The sequence below is a fragment of the Streptomyces sp. NPDC000941 genome (genome assembly GCF_053599555.1).
Window position 1 is genome coordinate 1 of record NZ_JBSFMM010000250.1, and the last position, 15,515, is coordinate 15,515.

Consider the following 15,515-nt stretch of genomic DNA (forward strand, 5'->3'; position numbering starts at 1 on the left):
GGAATGGCGCGGGGGCGACGTCACTATGCTCTCGGAATGGATGCCCCTTCGTACGAGCCACCCACGGCACGCATCTCATCCCCCAGCGGCAAGTGGATTCTGCTGACCACGGTCCTGGGCTCGAGCATGGCTCTCCTGGATTCGACGGTCATCAACGTCGCACTGCCGCATATCGGGGAAGACCTCAGCGCCGGTCTGACGGCCCTCCAGTGGACCGTCAACGCCTACATGCTGACCCTCGCGGCCCTGATCCTGCTGGGTGGATCCCTCGGCGACCGCTTCGGACGACGCCGGATCTTCGTCCTGGGTGTCATATGGTTCGCCGTGGCCTCGCTCCTGTGCGGCCTCGCTCCCAACATGGGCATGCTCATCACCGCTCGCGCGCTGCAGGGCGTCGGTGGCGCGCTGCTCACCCCGGGCTCGCTCGCACTGATCGAGGCATCGTTCCATCCGGATGACCGGGCCCGCGCGGTCGGCCTGTGGTCGGGATTCGGCGGTATCGGCGCGGCAGTCGGCCCGTTCCTGGGCGGTTGGCTGGTGGATGGCCCTGGCTGGCGTTGGATCTTCCTGCTGAACATTCCACTGGCTCTGGCGTGTGTGTCCATCGCGCTGCGCCACGTACCGGAATCCATGGCCACTCCGCATCAGGCAACGGCGGCGGGCTCCGAAACCGAGGCGATACCGGGGGACAGCGCACGCCGACACCATGGCTTCGACATTTCAGGGGCCGCCCTTGGGGCGCTTGCGCTCGCCCTGGCGACCTACGCGCTGATCGAGGCCCGGAACGGAAGCGTCGTGGTGGCGCTCTCCGCGGCCGGTGGCGTGGCGGCGGGCTGCGCGTTTGTGTTCGTCGAACGGCATCGGCCCGATCCGATGATGCCGCTGTCCATTTTCGCCTCCCGCCAATTCACCGCCATCAACCTGGTCACCCTCTGCCTGTACGCGAGTCTGGGTGGCTTCTTCTTCCTGACGGCCCTGCAACTTCAAATAGCCGTCGGATACTCCGCGCTTCAGGCGGGCACCGCCATGTTGCCGACCACCGTACTCATGCTGATCTTCTCTTCCCGCTCGGGCGAAATCGCCCAACGGATCGGCCCGCGCATCCCCCTCACCGTGGGTCCACTGCTGTCCGCCGCGGGGATGCTCATGATGCTCCGGGTCGGCCCCGACGCGTCGTATGTCGGCGATGTTCTCCCTGCCCTGCTGGTCATAGGCGCCGGCATGGTCAGTTTCGTCGCTCCGCTGACCGTGACCCTGCTGTCCTCGGTGGACAGCGGAAACGCCGGACTCGCAAGCGGGATCAACAACGCGGCCGCGCGGGCCGCCGGGCTTGTCGCCGTTGCGGCGCTGCCGCTGCTCACCGGCATGGGCTCGGACGCGTATCGCTCGGGCGAGGCATTCAACGAGTCGTTTCGCCGGGCGATGCCGATCTGCGCGGCGATTCTGGGGCTCGGGGCGCTGTTGGCCTTCGTCACGGTGCGCGGCGCGGCCCCGGACCGTCATCGACCTCAATGCCGGAGGCATGGGTGGTTGACGACACCGCCCCTTGAGCCACGGCCCAACCACCGCCCACGATGAGTGACACAAGTCCGCTATCACGTTTTGTACCGACCAAGCCGCACCATGAGGAGCAGAGACCGTGCCGGAGTCGAACTCTACGCAGTTGCAGCCCATGCCCACGGACTGGCAGCGTGCCCTCGCCGTGGTGGCCCACCCGGATGACCTTGAATATGGGTGCTCGGCCGCCATAGCTTCCTGGATCGACGAGGGCCGTGAGCTCGCCTATGTCCTCGCCACGCGTGGCGAAGCAGGCATCGACACCGTTGCACCGGCTGAGTGCGGACCGCTGCGGGAGCGCGAGCAGCGGGCCAGTGCCGCCGCCGTTGGCGTGTCCGTGGTGGAGTTTCTCGACCACCGGGACGGCACGATCGAGTACGGCGTCGCCCTGCGCCGCGACATTGCCGCTGCCGTACGTCGCCACCGGCCCGAGCTGGTGATCACCCTCAACCATCACACCACATGGGACGGTGGCGTCTGGAACACCCCGGACCACGTGGCCGTGGGGCACGCCACGCTCGACGCGGTGGCGGACGCCGGCAACCGCTGGATCTTTCCGGAGCTGACCGAGCAGGGCTTGCAACCATGGAACGGCGTCCGCTGGGTCGCTGTCGCCAACTCCAAAAACCCCACCCACGCAGTGCCGGCGGGCCCCGGCCTGGAGCGGGCGGTGCGCTCGCTGCTCGAGCACCGCGCCTACATCGAGGCGTTGACCGACGAGGATCCCGAGACGTATGTGCGTCGTTTCCTGACCGGCAACACCCGCGAGCTGAGCGCGCGGTTCGGCGGGCAACCAGCCGTGGTCTTCGAGTTGTTCAACCGATGACCGTCGGCGAGCCTCAACGCCGCCTGCCGGGTGTCAGGTGTCAGCGCCTGCCGGCTCGGGCCAGCGCGTCCTCGGCCTGGGCGGCGAGGGTGCCGACCAGATCGGCCGCGGACGGCAGGTCGTCGATGAGGTCGATGGCCTGGCTGGCCCACTGCGGCAGTGCGGGGATCTCGCCTTGGGCCACGGCGTCTTCGTATGCCTGCCGGGCGTGAGGGTCAGTTGCGAGTTCGTCCTCCCGGCCCCGCCATTCGTCGAGGAAGGGGTGGCCAAGGGTGCGTGCGGTGTACCGCCCCGGCCACGGCGAGGCGCGGGCGATGTCCAGCACCCTGCTGCGCTCGGTGTCCTCCCCGCATCCCTCGACGATCGCCCTGGCGGTCGCGGGGTCGACCAGGGCCTCGACCGTGGCTTGGAAGCGGGTGCCGAGCAGGGCGCCCGTAGCCCCCAGCGCCAGGGCCGCCGCCACGCCTCGGCCATCCGCGATCCCGCCGGCCGCCAACACCGGCACCGGCGCCGCGAGATCCACCACGAGGGGTACGAACGGCAGTGTGGACCGTCCGTGCCGGGCTCCATGCCCACCGGCTTCGGTGCCCTGCGCCACGATCACATCGGCACCCAGATCCACCGCCCTGCGGGCCTCCTCCACGTCGGTGACCTGGATGATCAGCGCCGCGCCCGCGCTGCGGACGCGCTCCACGAACGGACCGGGGTCACCGAAGGACAGCATCACCGCCTTCGGGTTGTGCTCCAGCGTCCGCGCGATCACACCGTCGTCGATGGCCCATGTCTGGAAACCGATGCCCCAGGGTTTCCCCGCGCACTCATCGACCAGGACGGGCAGCTCGCGGGCCAGCCAGTCCTGATCCCCGTTCCCGCTGCCCAGCAGTCCGAGCCCGCCGCCACGCGAGACCGCCGCCGTGAGTGCGCCACCGGCCGATCCGCCCATCGGGGCCAGGGCGATCGGATGCTCCACACCGAACAGTTCCGTAAACGCCGTCGAAAGTCCCATATCCGCACTCCTCACCCTTCGGCCGTGCTGGTCGAAGCAAAGTCAATACGAACACGGCGAGCGCGAGGTTCCTGTCGCCCGGTATCGCCCCTCTGCCTGTCAGTGGAACTGTCCGGCCTGGTAGTTGCCGGCGGGCTGCTGGGTGATGATGTTGAGCCGGTTCACCGAGTTCATGAAGGAGACCAGGATGACCAGGGCGGTGAGCTGTTCCTGGTCGTAGTGGGCGGTGGCCTGCGCCCATGTCTCATCGCTGACCCCGTGGGCCGCGTCCGCGACGCGGGTGCCTTCCTCCGCCAGTGCCAGTGCGGCGCGTTCGGCCTCGGTGAAGACGGTGGCCTCCCGCCACGCCGCGACCAGGTTGAGCCGTACCGGGGTCTCGCCGGCGGCGGTGGCTTCCTTGGTGTGCATGTCGATGCAGACGGCGCAGCCGTTGATCTGGCTCACGCGCAGGGCCACCAGTTCCTGCGTCGCGGCGGGCAGTGGCATGTCCTTGAGCTCCTTGCCCGCCGACATGAAGTACTTGAGGGCCTTCCCTGCGGCCGGGATGGTGAAGTAGTTCAGTCGCGCGTCCATGATGTCTCTCCTCGGTGATCGTCAGCGGCTTACACCCCCTGAGACGAGGCAGCCCGACCCCCTGTGACACGCGCGAATGTGAGCTGGATCTCAACGATCGGCCCCCGACACCGCGATCGCATATCACCGTCGATGGCCGCTGGTGATCTCCCTGTACTCCTGGACGGTGGGCTTGGGAATCTGCGTCCCCTCCCCGTACAAGCCCCGGCTGAGCCTGGCCCGCAACCGTCGAGTGCGGCTGGTGCTGCTCTCCGGGCCCCCCTGGACACCCGGGCCACCGGACTCGATGGGCTGGTACTGCTCATGCGCTGTCAGGATGTGCAGTCGCTCCCGGCTCAGTGGCTCGTGCACCTCGACGAACTCGCCGTGCGGCAGGCGCTTGATGATGCCGGTCTCACGTCCGTGCAGCACCTTGTCCCGGTCGCGGCGCTGAAGGCCGAGGGCCCACCGCTTCGCCACCGAATAGACGACGGTGGGCACGAGGAAGAGGCCGATGCGAACCGCCCACGTCACGGAATTGACCGAGAGGTGGAACTGGGTCGCGATGATGTCGTTCCCGGCGCCGATCAGCGCCACCAGATAGACACTGATCCATGCTGCGCCGAGCGCCGTGCGCACTGGCCGGTTGCGTGGTCTGTCGAGGAGATGGTGTTCACGGTCGTCATCGGTGGCCCAGGCCTCGATAAACGGGTATGCGCCCATGACGAGAAACAGCCCGACGCCCGCCGACAGCGGGATCAGATTGTCAAGGGCCAGGGTATGGCCCCAGATACTGATCTCCCAGCCGGGCATGACCCGTATCAGCCCATCCGCTACGCCCATGTACCAGTCCGGCTGTGATCCCGCCGAAACCTGATCGGGGCGGAAGGGGCCGTACTCCCAGATGGGGTTGATCTGCGCGATCGAGGCGACGATGAAGATTACCCCGGTGACCAGGAGAAAATACCCTGCCGCTTTTACCGCGTGCACCCGGAGCGGCATGCCGATGACGTTCCTGTTGGTGCGCCCCGACCCCGGGTACTGGGTGTGCTTGTGGCGGAACACAAGGATCAGATGCGCGACGATCAGCCCCACCATGAGGCCGGGGATCACCAGAACATGGATGGTGTTGAAGCGTGCCACCAGGTCGTTCCCGGGGAACTCACCCCCGAAGAGGAACATCGACAGATAAGTGCCGACGATCGGCATGGAAAGGAGTGTTCCGTTCACGACCACCAGTCCGGTCCCGGACAGCAGATCGCCCGGGAGGTCGTATCCCGTCAAACCGGCGAACATGGCCAGGACCAGCAGCAGAAATCCGAACACCCAGTTGAGCTCGCGCGGCCTGCGAAACGCGCCCGTGAAGAACACGCGCATCATATGCGCGAATATCCCGGCGACGAATATCAGCGCCGCCCAGTGGTGGGCCTGCCGGATCAGCAGGCCGCCGCGCACATCGAAGGAGATGTGCATGGTTGAATCAAATGCTTCCGACACCAGCTGGCCCCGCAGGGGCACATAGCTGCCATGGTATTCCACCTGGTTCATCGTCGGGTGGAAGTACAGGCTCAGATAGATACCGGTGGCGATAACGATGAGGAAGCTGTAGAGGCAGATCTCCCCCAGCATGAAGGACCAGTGGTCCGGGAATGCCTTTCGCATACCGGTTCTGGTGAGATTGTGAACGCCCAGCCGCCCGCGGGTCCATTCGGCGACCTTTTCCCCTCTGCGCCCTCGCTGCGATTCAGTTGACCGGCCCGCGTTGGCCATGCTTCTACCACCATTCGTGATGCGTCGCGATGACCACCACATCGAGCTCGTCGACCGACATCGCTGCCTTCCACCCGCCCCACACGCCTCGATTCGGTGGCTGCTACATAAGACCGAGTGGCCGGCGCATATGTGACACGGCTACGGAAGGCACCGCCCGCGCCATGTCACAAGATCCATGCCTGCCCTGTCACATGGACTGAGGCGAGGGAGGATGCCGTATGGACCATGCCGGTGATGCAGTGCCCATCGCGGAGCTGCTTGATGAGCGCCGATATCTCCTGGATGTCGCTTATTGGATGCTGGGCGGCGGCGGCGCGGCGGAGAGTGTCATCGATGAGACCTACCGTCGGTGGTACGGGCTGTCGGACGCGGCGCGTGCGCGGATCGCGGTGCCCCGTTCCTGGCTTGCCAAGACCGCGGGTGGTATCTGTCTGGGCCGCCTGGCGCTGCCGGATCGCGGCGAGGACACGGACCAGGGCGAGGGGGGCGGCCCGTATGCGGGAGACACCGATGGCGCACGGGCGAGCGCGGAGCTGGAACAGGAGATCAGCGGGGTTCTGCTGAATGCTCTGGACTCTCTGTCGCCGGCGGAGCGTGCGGCGTTCGTGCTCAACGATGTGTTCGGGATGACACCCGATACGGTCGCCGACATCGTGGGGCGTACGGGGCCGGAGTGTGTCGAGCTCGCCGATCGCGCGCGTCGCCGTCTGCGGGCACGGCGGTCGCATCCCACGACGCCGGAGCAGCATGACACGGTCGCCCGTGCCATCCGGCAGGCCTGTGTGACCGAGGACGCCGGGCTGCTGGCGTCCTTGCTGTGGCCCGATGCCACGGCGTTCTTCGACGGCGGTGGCAAGGTCCGCGCGCTGGCCCGACCCGTGCACGGCAGCGAGCAGGTCGCACACAGCCTGATGACACTGCTGGTCCGGCGGCCGCGCACCACTCTGACCGCCCAGTCCGTCAATGGCCGGACGGGTCTGGTGGCGCGCTACGACGACCAGGTGGCCGCGGTCATCAGCCTCGACATCGCCGACCACCGCGTGGCACAGGTCTGGGTCGTACTCAACCCCGACAAGCTTCGCTCCTGGAACCAACCCCCCAGCGCACGCCAGAGGCCGTCACAGGCGTAGTGACGGCCTTGGGCCCGGGCTCACGACGGGGCGCCGAGTGGCGATACGGAGCGAGAGCGTGAATCGAGGAACGCGGCGATCTTGCTCGGGTTGAACAGCCACATCACCTGGTAGATGCCCTCCCGCGAGGCGGCCACCGTCAGAAACGTCTTGGGCTCGTCCCCGCGGTAGATCATCACTCCCGAACGCCCGTTGGCATGGACAGACCGGAGATCCAAGCCGCGCCAGAACCGCGGATAGGCAGTCGCCAGGTTCGCCACCCGCGCACAGCCCAGAACGGGTATGCGCGCAGCGCCCCGCATCCCGTTGCCATCGGAGAGGCTGACGGCATCCGGGGTGAGGAGGGCTTCCAGCGAGCCGATATCGCCCCTCTGAGCTGCGCCGACGAAGGCGTCCAGAAGGCGTCGGTGTTCCTCCGCGTCCACGCTCTCCCGCTGTTCCGCGCCCAGGTGCTTACGGGCGCGGCTTACGATCTTCCGCACATTGACGACGCTGAGCTGAAGCATGTCGGCGATCTCGGGATAGCTGTAATCAAACGCCTCACGCAGTACATACGCCGCGCGCTCCGCGGGGCTCAGCTTCTCCAGCACCAGCAGCAGAGCCAGCTCCAGCGCCTCCGCCCGCTGCGCGCCCACCTCCGGGTCCGAGCTCGTATCAATGGGCTCGGGCAGCCACGGCCCGATGTAGGTTTCCCGGCGCACACGGGCCGACTGGGCGACGTTGATGGCCAACCGGGTCGTCACACTCGACAGAAAGGCCGCCGGGCTGACCACCGCGGAGCGGTCGGTCTTCTGCCAACGCAGCCACACCTCCTGGACCACGTCCTCAGCCTCGACAGCGCTGCCGAGCACGCGGTAGGCGATACCGAAAAGACGTGGCCGGAGCTGCACAAAGACAGAAACGGCCTCGTCAAGGGCGTTCGTCGTGGTGCTGAGGGGGCTGTGGTCGGTGAAGGTCACGGCTTGCTCCAATCGCGTCTCCTGCATAGACCGGGATCAACCCGGTCCTGTGACAGGACTGGGGCAGAAAGACGCGCGGACCGGCGGACACCGGAACGGCAGGGCTCCGCCGAATACGGATTGTTATTTCGTGTCCACACACCGCCAGCGACTGCCATGCGGGGCGTGGCCTAGGGTGAGCGGACGCTGATCCGCGTGGGCCCGGCCCAACAATCACCACACCTCACCATGAGATGGGAATGACATGCACAATATAGCCCGTATGGGAGCTGTTGGGGCTTTATCCATCACTTTGTCCCTCCCCGCAGGGTTCGCGCACGCGACCCCGGGCGGTCCTGGTGTGACCGGCAAGGTCATCGCCCAGTCCACCGTGGGCGGGCGCGACTACATCCTGCGGGAAGTCACCATCCCGCCAGGTCAGGCGACCGGTTGGCACTTCCACGACGGCACCCTGTACGCGTATGTCAAGCAGGGCACCCTGAGCCACTCCGCTGCCACCTGCAAGTTCGACGGTGTGTACCCCCAGGGCCGTTTCCTCGAGGAACCGCCCGGCGCCGACCACGTACACATCGGCCGGAACCTCGGTGCCACGGACGTCGTCCTGGAAGTTCTCTACGTGCTGCCGCACGGCGCCCCCTTCTCCCAGGACGCCCCCAACCCGGGCTGCGACTTCCAGTAGTCACCAGGCTTCGACATCCGCCGCACAGAAAAGTCCGCCGCACAGAAACGGAGGACCACCCAGTGCGAAGGAGCGGCGTCCGCCACGGCGCCGCCTGGGCGCTGCCGGCCGCGCTGGCCATCGACGCCATCGGCACCGGGCTCTGTCTCCCGCTGTCCATGGTCTACTTCCTCACCGTCACCGACCTGTCGGAAGCCGATGTCGGCCTGCTGCTGACCGCCGCCACCGCCTGCTCGCTCCTGCTGCCGCTGCTCGTCGGGCGGATCGTCGACCGCATCGGGCCCCGGCAGGTGGTGATCGCGGGGCAGTTGTCGCAGGCGGCCGGGTTCTTTCTGTATCTGGGGGTGGCCGGTCCCCAGTCGCTGTTTCTCGCGGCGCTGGTCGAGACGGTGGGGCTGCGGGTGTACTGGTCGTCGATCTTCGCGCTGATCTCCGAGCAGGCGGACGGGGAGGCCAGGGACCAGTGGTTCGCCCGGGCAGGCATGATCCGGGCGGCCGGTACCGGCGCCGGCACGGTGCTCGCGGGTGCGCTGCTCGCTCTCGGCTCGCAGCACGCGTACCGGGGAATGGTGCTGGCGGATGCCATCTCCTTCGTCATCGCGGCGGTGACCGTGGCGTTGTTCGTACGCGGTGCGCCGCGTACGACCGGCGGACCTGACGGGGAATCCTCGGACGCGATACGGACGTTGCTGCGCAACCGGCCGTATCTGGCGCTGATCGGCGTGAACACGCTGTTCAACATCTGCACGGTCTTCCTCGCCGTGGCGATCCCGGTCTATGTGATCCGCGGGCTGCACGCGCCGGGCTGGACGGTCGGCGCCTTTCTCGCGATCACCACGGCGGTCGTGGCCACCTGTACGGCCGAGGTCACCCGCCGCTCCCGACGACGCACCTCCCGGGGCGGCGCGATGGCCTGGGGCGGCAGGCTGTGGGCTGCCTGGTGCGTGGCCGCCGCCCTGGCGGTGCCGCTGCCGTCAGGGCCGCTGCTGGTCGGCTATCTGGCACTGGTGATGCTGCTGTGGGCGGCGGCGGAGATGCTGCACGGCCCGGCCTCGAACGCGCTCTCCGCGGAGGCGGCGCCGGAGGGGATGCGAGGGACCTATCTGGCGGCGTTCCAGTATTCGTTCGCGACGGCGGACATGGTGACGCCCGGCCTGTTCGGCGTCCTGTACGGCGTAAACCGGGTGCTGCCGTGGGTGGTTGTGGCCTGCCTGGCGCTGACGGCGAGCATGGCGATCCGGCCGCTGGAGCGGCGGCTGGCAAACGTGTCACATACGCATGGGGTGTTCGGTCCTTCGTAACAGAGCGTGGCCGCAAGCAGAAGCGCTTCGGGGAACAGCGGCGAGATCAATGCCAACTTCCGGCCGGCGAACACCGCGCCGAATGTCGGCACAGCCGGCCGAGATGCCATTCGCCATCTGGCGACCACCGCCACCACGCGAGGTGAATTCGGTCTCTACCGGGTCGAGATGAGCGCCAAGGCCGGTGGCCCGCGAGCACCCCGGGGACGCTGGCGCCGAGCACCGCCGCGGGACTGTCGCAGCTCGCCGATGCCACGGACGAGGAGCGCGCCGAGTTCTTCGTGAGGCACGACTCGTACTTCGTGGAGTAACCGGCACCGGCAGGCGCTCTCGCGGGTACAGCCGCGTCGGCCCGGTCCTCGGCAGGCTTCGTACGCCGCCGGGCCGGGCCGACACACGGCACTCAGGTCTGCCCCAGGATCACCGAGCCTTTGTCTCGGCAGGCTCGTCACTGTTACGAGGGTTGCCCCGGGATACGAAGGCTTCCCGGGGGCGCTGCACCGAGGCCAGCGAGACGATGTCCCGCCCGTAGAGGGCGGCCGTGAGCCAGACGGCGAGGACGCGGACCTTGCGTTCCCACGTCGGCACGGCGAGCACGTGGTAGCCGCGGTGCATGAGCCAGGCCGGCAAGCCCTTGATGACGAGGCGCCGGTACTGGAAGATGCCCCGCCCCATACCCAGCGTGGCCACCACGCCCAGGCTGTGGTGGACGTAGTTCTTGGTCCTCCGCCCGTGCAACGTCGCCACGATGTTCTTCGCCAGGCGCTTGCCCTGCCGTACGGCGTGCTGGGCGTTGGGCACGGTATGTGCTCCCGACCGTCCCACCGCGAGGTCCGGTACGGCAGCGTCGTCGCCCGCGGCCCATACGTCCGGCACCGCCTCCGTGTCCGTACCCACACGCAGGTCGGCCCGTACGACGAGCAGACCACGCTCATCGACCGGAAGGTCGGTGTGGTTGTGGACGATGGGGTTCGACGCGTTGCCGGCGGCCCAGACGATCAGGCCCGACTCGTACTCCTGACCGTTGGAGAGCACGACGTGGCCGTCCTCGGCCGAGACGAGCTGGGTGTTCAGATGCACCTTCGCCCCTCGCCGCTCCAAGGACCGGACCACCCAGGCACCGGGTTCGTCGGTGACCTCGGGAAGGATTCGGCCGCGCGCCTCGACCAGGTGGAAGTCGAGCTCTTGGGCGTCGAGTTCCGGGTAGTGCTTCAGCAGCGCGGCCGCCAGGGACAGCAGCTCGCCGAAACCCTCCACGCCGGAGAAGCCGCCGCCGACGAAGGTGACCGTGAGAAGTTTCCGGCGCTCGGGCCCGCGTGGCAGTGCGGCTGCCCGGTCGAAGGAGGTCAGCAGCCGGTCACGGACGGCGACGGCCTCTTCGACATGCTTCAGACCAAACGCCTGCTCACTGAGCCCCGGTATCGGGAAAGTGCGGGTGACCGCCCCCGCTGTCACCACGAGCATGTCGTAGTGCAGCTGATAGTCCGGCCCGCGCTCCGGCCGGACGGTGACGGTCCGACCGCTGTTGCGGATCTCCGTCACCGCTCCCGCGATCACCCGGGTACGGCGCAGATGCCGTCGCAGTGACACGGCGGCGTGCCGGGCCTCCACGGACCCCGCCACGACCTCGGGCAGAAACGGCTGGTACGTCATGTACGGACGCGGGTCGACGACGGTGACCCGCGCCTCCCCGCGGCGCAGCTTCTTCTCAAGGCCCCACGCTGTGTAGAAGCCGGCGTAACCGCCGCCGACGATCAGGATCTCACGCACGGTGTCCTCTGTTTTCTCTCGGTTCCACCCTTACTGACAGGTCAGAACCGTGTGTTGTGACACCTGCGTGCTCGCGTACGTGATCAGGACGGAGTGGCGCGGTACAGACCGCGCCCCGCGCGCTGGACGCGCGAGGTCGCGACAAGCCGGTCGAGCGTGCTGCGTACGGCGTTGATGCTGCCGGCGTCGGTGTCCCGGCCAAGTGCGGCGGCGACGTCACGCGCGCGGACATCGGCGCCATCGGTGCCCGCGAAGAATTCCATGATCTGTTCGGTGAGCCTGCCGTACTGCCCGTCGGTCTTCCGATCGCCGCGCTCGCCACGTCGCGCGGTGCGCGTCGGCTTCTGCTGCCTCTGCTGCTTCTGCTGTCCTTCGGGCCGCTGCGGCCGGGCCTCGGGCTCCGCCCGTGCGACCGCGGCACCGTCCGGCGGCGGCACGGGGCCGGACGGGGTGGGCGGGGCCGTCTCGGTGACCTTTGCCCGCACCGGCTTCGGGACGGCCACACCCGCGGCAGCCTCGCCGGACGCGGGCGTCGCCGCCCGCATCAGGCCCTGGAGAGCGTTCAGGGTCGTCCGCACCGAGCCGAGATGCGCCACCACCGCGGCCAGCTCCCGCTCCAGGGCCTGCCGCTGGGCCTCCAGGCGACACAGCTCCTCCTGCAGGTTCTCTGCGGTGATCTCAATACTCTGTGCCGTATGGGCTACCGAGACCATGCGTTCCTCTCATCCCCAGACCCTTTACGCCGCCCATCCGCACGTCTCGAACCGTGTGCATGGTGTGCCGCAGCCCATCCGGGATACAGAGTAATACGGGTAGTGATCGTCGCCCATCCTTTTGACCGCACAGTGTCGGTGCGGCACAGTGTCGATGCACCACAGTGTGAAATTATCGGGAAGCCAGCCAGTCCGCGTAGCGAGTGGGGGCCAGCCTGGCGTCCTCCTTGCCCGTGAGGACATCCCCGCGGACCACGGCGAACATGCCGGCGGTGTCGTCCGTCACGACGGTACGGTCGTCGGAACGGGTCGCGAGGGTGATCCTGCCGAGTTCGTCGAGCGGGAAGACCTCGGGGCCGGCGACGTTGCGGATCCCCTGCAGCGGCGCGCCCGCGGCGACTTCGGCGACCGCGTCGGCGACGTCCCGGGCGGCGATGGGCTGGATCGGAGTGGCGGGCAGACGGACGGTGTCCCCGTCGGTCGTCCAGGACATGGTCGCGTCCATGAACTCCATGAACTGGGTGGCGCGGACGATCGAGTAAGGGATCGACGCGGCGGCGAGCATCTCTTCCTGCATGGCCTTGGCGCGGTAGTAGTCCAGTTCGGGCACTTGGTCCACGCCGACGATGGAGAGCACGACGAAGTGGCGGACGCCGGCCTTCTCCCCGGCCGTCAGCAGGTTCTCCATCGACTTCCGGAAGAAAACCGCCGAGGCTTCGTCGAAGGTCGGGGAGTTCGTCAGATTGACGACGACGTCGGCATCGGCGACAGCCTCCGCCACCCCTTCGCCCGTGATGACGTCGACTCCCGTCGACTTCGAGAGGGGCACCGCCTCGTGACCGGCAGCGTTCAGCTTCTTCACGACCTGCGATCCGATCAGCCCGGTACCACCCATGACTGCGATCTTCATGGCATGACCTCCCATCGAGGAGCTGCATCCGTTTCATCGCTCATGTACCAACCGAAGCACGCGCACCGCAGGCTCGCACGTTCCATATCTCTCAAGAGCCGGAGCCGCGCGAGCCGGTCTGCCTGGCCCAGCACCCCCTGAAACACCCACCCACTCCTCACTTGGCTCAATCTCCGCTTGGCACACTATTTCCTCGGCCATGTCACAGGGGGTGGGGCTGCCTCGTCTCAGGAGGTGTAAGCCGCTGACGGTTACGGAGGAGAGCACATCACGGTCAGCCGGGGGCGTTACCCTGGCCTGCCGGTGTTCCGGATGATCAGCAAAAAGTGCCCGCGCCTGCGAGTACGGCCAGGTGGAAGGGCCTCTACGGGAGGGGATCCGGCGTGAGCAAGGTCGAGGAGTTCGAGGAGCTGCGGCCGCTGCTGTTCTCGATCGCGTACCGGATTCTGGGCAGTGTGAGCGAGGCCGAGGACGCGGTGCAGGAGACATGGTTGCGCTTTGACGGCTCGACGACCCGGCCCACGTCGACCAAGGCCTTTCTGTCGACCACGGTGACACGGATCTCGATCGATGTGCTGCGTTCCGCGCGGGTGCGGCGGGAGGAGTACGTCGGACCGTGGTTCCCCGAGCCGCTGCTGAGCGATCCGTACGAGGATCCGGCGCGGGCGGCGGAGCTGGCCGACTCGGTGTCGATGGCCGCGCTGCTGCTGTTGGAGCGGCTCAGCCCGCTGGAGCGGTCGGTGTTTGTGCTGCGCGAGGTGTTCGCCTACGGGTTCGACGAGATCGCCGCGGCGGTGGGGCGTTCGGAGGCGGCGTGTCGGCAGCTGCTGGTGCGGGCGCGGCGGCATATGGAGGCCGGACGGCCGCGGTTCGAGGCGGACCGGCAGGAGCGGCAGGAACTGGCGACGCGGTTCTTCGACGCCCTCAAGGACGGCGATGTGGGCGGGCTGCGGAATCTGCTGGCCGCCGACGCACAACTGGTCGGCGACGGCGGCGGCAAGGCGCCGCAGCTGGCCAAGGCCATCATGGGCGCGGAGAACGTGGCCCGGGTGCTGGGCACGGTCTTCCCCTTGATGATCCGGATCGACGTGACGTTCGAGCCGCACGAGGTCAACGGGCAGCCCGGTGCCATCTTCCGTGACCGGGACGGCAAGGTGCTCCACACCCTGGCCCTCGATGTGCTCGACGGGCGGATTCAGACCATCCGCACGGTGATCAACCCCGATAAGCTCGGCCACCTCGGGCCGGTCGCCGACGCCTGGGCCGTCGACCGCGAGGTGAAGCAGGCCCGTCGGCAGTCGAACTGACCACGGCACCGCTTCGACGGCATCGCCCCTTCTCGGTGCAGGGTTTTCAGATCTGCGGGAACGGTTCGGTCAGTGCCGTGAGCACGTGGTCGGCCTGGGCGGCACTCAGCTCCTCGACCGTGTAGTGGCCGCTGGCGACCCCGACCCCGGTAGCGTGTGCCGCGTGCGCGGCCTCGATGTCGCGAGGGGTGTCCCCGACCACGTACACCTCGTCGCGGGTCAGCTCGCGCCCATGCAGCCGAGCGGCTTTGGCCATCGCCATGCGGGTGATCTCCGCCCGGTCCGGGGAGTCCGAGCCATAGGCGCCGAAGACGAAGTAGCGGCCCAGCTTGCCCGGTTCCATCTTGATCCTGGCCGCACCTTCCATCGCGCCGGAGATGAGTCCGAGGATGGCCCCCGCGTCCGCGATCCGTCGCAGGGTTTCCTCGACGCCGTCCAGCACGCGGTACCCCTTGGAAGCCCAGATGTCCTCCGACAGATGCCACAGATACGCGGCGTACAGGCGGGCCAGCTCGTCGTGACTGGGTTCCCGGCCGAGCACGGCATGGAACGTTTCCCGGCCGACCTGCGGATCCGTCTCCCCCGCCGAGGTGTGTTTTCCGATATCGGCGGCTACCCCGTGCAACTGATCGAAGGCCCAGGCCCAGCTGCGTCTTCCCGAATCTCCGGTGTGGACCAGGGTTTCGTCGATATCGAAAAGCACTGCTACCGGTCCGGCCATGGCTCGTTCTCCTCCGGTTCTGCGATCGCTTGTGCTTCCTTCCAGAGTGCGCGATGGATCCGGTGAAGGGCCGCGCCGAGCCGACCTGAGTTGAGGGTGGGTACGGGCAAGCCTAGGCTGGTGAAAGTGGGCGAATGAGAGGGCCCACGCGTGGCCAAGCCTCCAACCCAGGTGCATCGAGAGCACGGAAGGGCGGCGTGGCGATGACCGACCTGGACACGCTGTCGGTGAACACGATTCGCGGACTGTGCATGGACGCGGTCCAGAAGGCGAATTCGGGGCACCCAGGAACTCCGATGGGGATGGCACCC

15 protein-coding genes are annotated in these 15,515 nt (G+C 67.8%); 7 read left to right on the plus strand and 8 right to left on the minus strand.

What is annotated here, in order from left to right; translation table 11 throughout:
- Positions 1-36: 36 nt before the first annotated feature.
- Positions 37-1,578 (plus strand): MFS transporter, encoded by a 1,542-nt coding sequence (locus ACWDSL_RS45510; protein WP_450494612.1) that lies wholly within the window; start codon positions 37-39, stop codon positions 1,576-1,578.
- A gap of 94 nt (positions 1,579-1,672) precedes the next feature.
- Positions 1,673-2,383 (plus strand): PIG-L deacetylase family protein, encoded by a 711-nt coding sequence (locus ACWDSL_RS45515; RefSeq protein ID WP_450494634.1) that lies wholly within the window; start codon positions 1,673-1,675, stop codon positions 2,381-2,383.
- Positions 2,384-2,423: 40 nt separating this feature from the next.
- On the opposite strand, the gene ACWDSL_RS45520 is transcribed toward ACWDSL_RS45515, so the two are convergent.
- From ACWDSL_RS45520 to qcrB, 3 genes are all read right to left on the minus strand, one after another.
- Positions 2,424-3,389 (minus strand): NAD(P)H-dependent flavin oxidoreductase, encoded by a 966-nt coding sequence (locus ACWDSL_RS45520; protein WP_450494613.1) that lies wholly within the window; start codon positions 3,387-3,389, stop codon positions 2,424-2,426.
- Positions 3,390-3,488: 99 nt separating this feature from the next.
- The gene (locus ACWDSL_RS45525; protein WP_450494615.1) at positions 3,489-3,962 is read right to left on the minus strand and encodes a carboxymuconolactone decarboxylase family protein; all 474 of its coding nucleotides are present in this window, start codon (positions 3,960-3,962) and stop codon (positions 3,489-3,491) included.
- A gap of 123 nt (positions 3,963-4,085) precedes the next feature.
- Positions 4,086-5,711, minus strand: coding sequence for a cytochrome bc1 complex cytochrome b subunit (gene qcrB / locus ACWDSL_RS45530; protein WP_450494616.1), 1,626 nt, complete (start codon positions 5,709-5,711; stop codon positions 4,086-4,088).
- Between the two features lie 221 nt (positions 5,712-5,932).
- Between qcrB and ACWDSL_RS45535 the strand changes: the two genes are divergently transcribed.
- The gene (locus ACWDSL_RS45535; protein WP_450494618.1) at positions 5,933-6,844 is read left to right on the plus strand and encodes an RNA polymerase subunit sigma; all 912 of its coding nucleotides are present in this window, start codon (positions 5,933-5,935) and stop codon (positions 6,842-6,844) included.
- A gap of 20 nt (positions 6,845-6,864) precedes the next feature.
- Here the strand turns inward: ACWDSL_RS45535 and ACWDSL_RS45540 are convergent, their stop codons facing one another.
- Entirely contained in the window at positions 6,865-7,803 is a 939-nt protein-coding gene (locus tag ACWDSL_RS45540; protein WP_450494636.1) for a sigma-70 family RNA polymerase sigma factor, read from the minus strand.
- A 244-nt stretch (positions 7,804-8,047) separates the two neighbouring features.
- Here ACWDSL_RS45540 and ACWDSL_RS45545 point away from each other — a divergent pair, with 244 nt between their 5' ends.
- Both ACWDSL_RS45545 and ACWDSL_RS45550 read left to right on the plus strand, forming a co-directional pair.
- Positions 8,048-8,482, plus strand: coding sequence for a cupin domain-containing protein (locus ACWDSL_RS45545; RefSeq protein ID WP_450494620.1), 435 nt, complete (start codon positions 8,048-8,050; stop codon positions 8,480-8,482).
- Between the two features lie 62 nt (positions 8,483-8,544).
- Positions 8,545-9,783, plus strand: coding sequence for an MFS transporter (locus tag ACWDSL_RS45550; protein ID WP_450494622.1), 1,239 nt, complete (start codon positions 8,545-8,547; stop codon positions 9,781-9,783).
- Between the two features lie 420 nt (positions 9,784-10,203).
- Here the strand turns inward: ACWDSL_RS45550 and ACWDSL_RS45555 are convergent, their stop codons facing one another.
- From ACWDSL_RS45555 to ACWDSL_RS45565, 3 genes are all read right to left on the minus strand, one after another.
- Positions 10,204-11,553 (minus strand): NAD(P)/FAD-dependent oxidoreductase, encoded by a 1,350-nt coding sequence (locus ACWDSL_RS45555; protein ID WP_450494624.1) that lies wholly within the window; start codon positions 11,551-11,553, stop codon positions 10,204-10,206.
- Between the two features lie 83 nt (positions 11,554-11,636).
- Positions 11,637-12,266, minus strand: a complete 630-nt coding sequence (locus tag ACWDSL_RS45560) for a hypothetical protein (protein ID WP_450494626.1) — start codon at positions 12,264-12,266, stop codon at positions 11,637-11,639.
- 172 nt (positions 12,267-12,438) lie between these two features.
- Positions 12,439-13,176, minus strand: a complete 738-nt coding sequence (locus ACWDSL_RS45565) for an SDR family oxidoreductase (RefSeq protein ID WP_450494628.1) — start codon at positions 13,174-13,176, stop codon at positions 12,439-12,441.
- A gap of 383 nt (positions 13,177-13,559) precedes the next feature.
- Here ACWDSL_RS45565 and ACWDSL_RS45570 point away from each other — a divergent pair, with 383 nt between their 5' ends.
- Complete coding sequence (locus tag ACWDSL_RS45570; RefSeq protein WP_450494630.1) at positions 13,560-14,483, plus strand: RNA polymerase sigma-70 factor; 924 nt, start codon at positions 13,560-13,562, stop codon at positions 14,481-14,483.
- Between the two features lie 46 nt (positions 14,484-14,529).
- Here ACWDSL_RS45570 and ACWDSL_RS45575 read toward each other — a convergent pair whose 3' ends face one another.
- Entirely contained in the window at positions 14,530-15,204 is a 675-nt protein-coding gene (locus ACWDSL_RS45575; RefSeq protein WP_450494632.1) for an HAD family hydrolase, read from the minus strand.
- 203 nt (positions 15,205-15,407) lie between these two features.
- Here ACWDSL_RS45575 and ACWDSL_RS45580 point away from each other — a divergent pair.
- Positions 15,408-15,515, plus strand: a 108-nt coding sequence (locus ACWDSL_RS45580; protein WP_450494638.1) for a hypothetical protein, incomplete at its 3' end; no start/stop codon positions are given.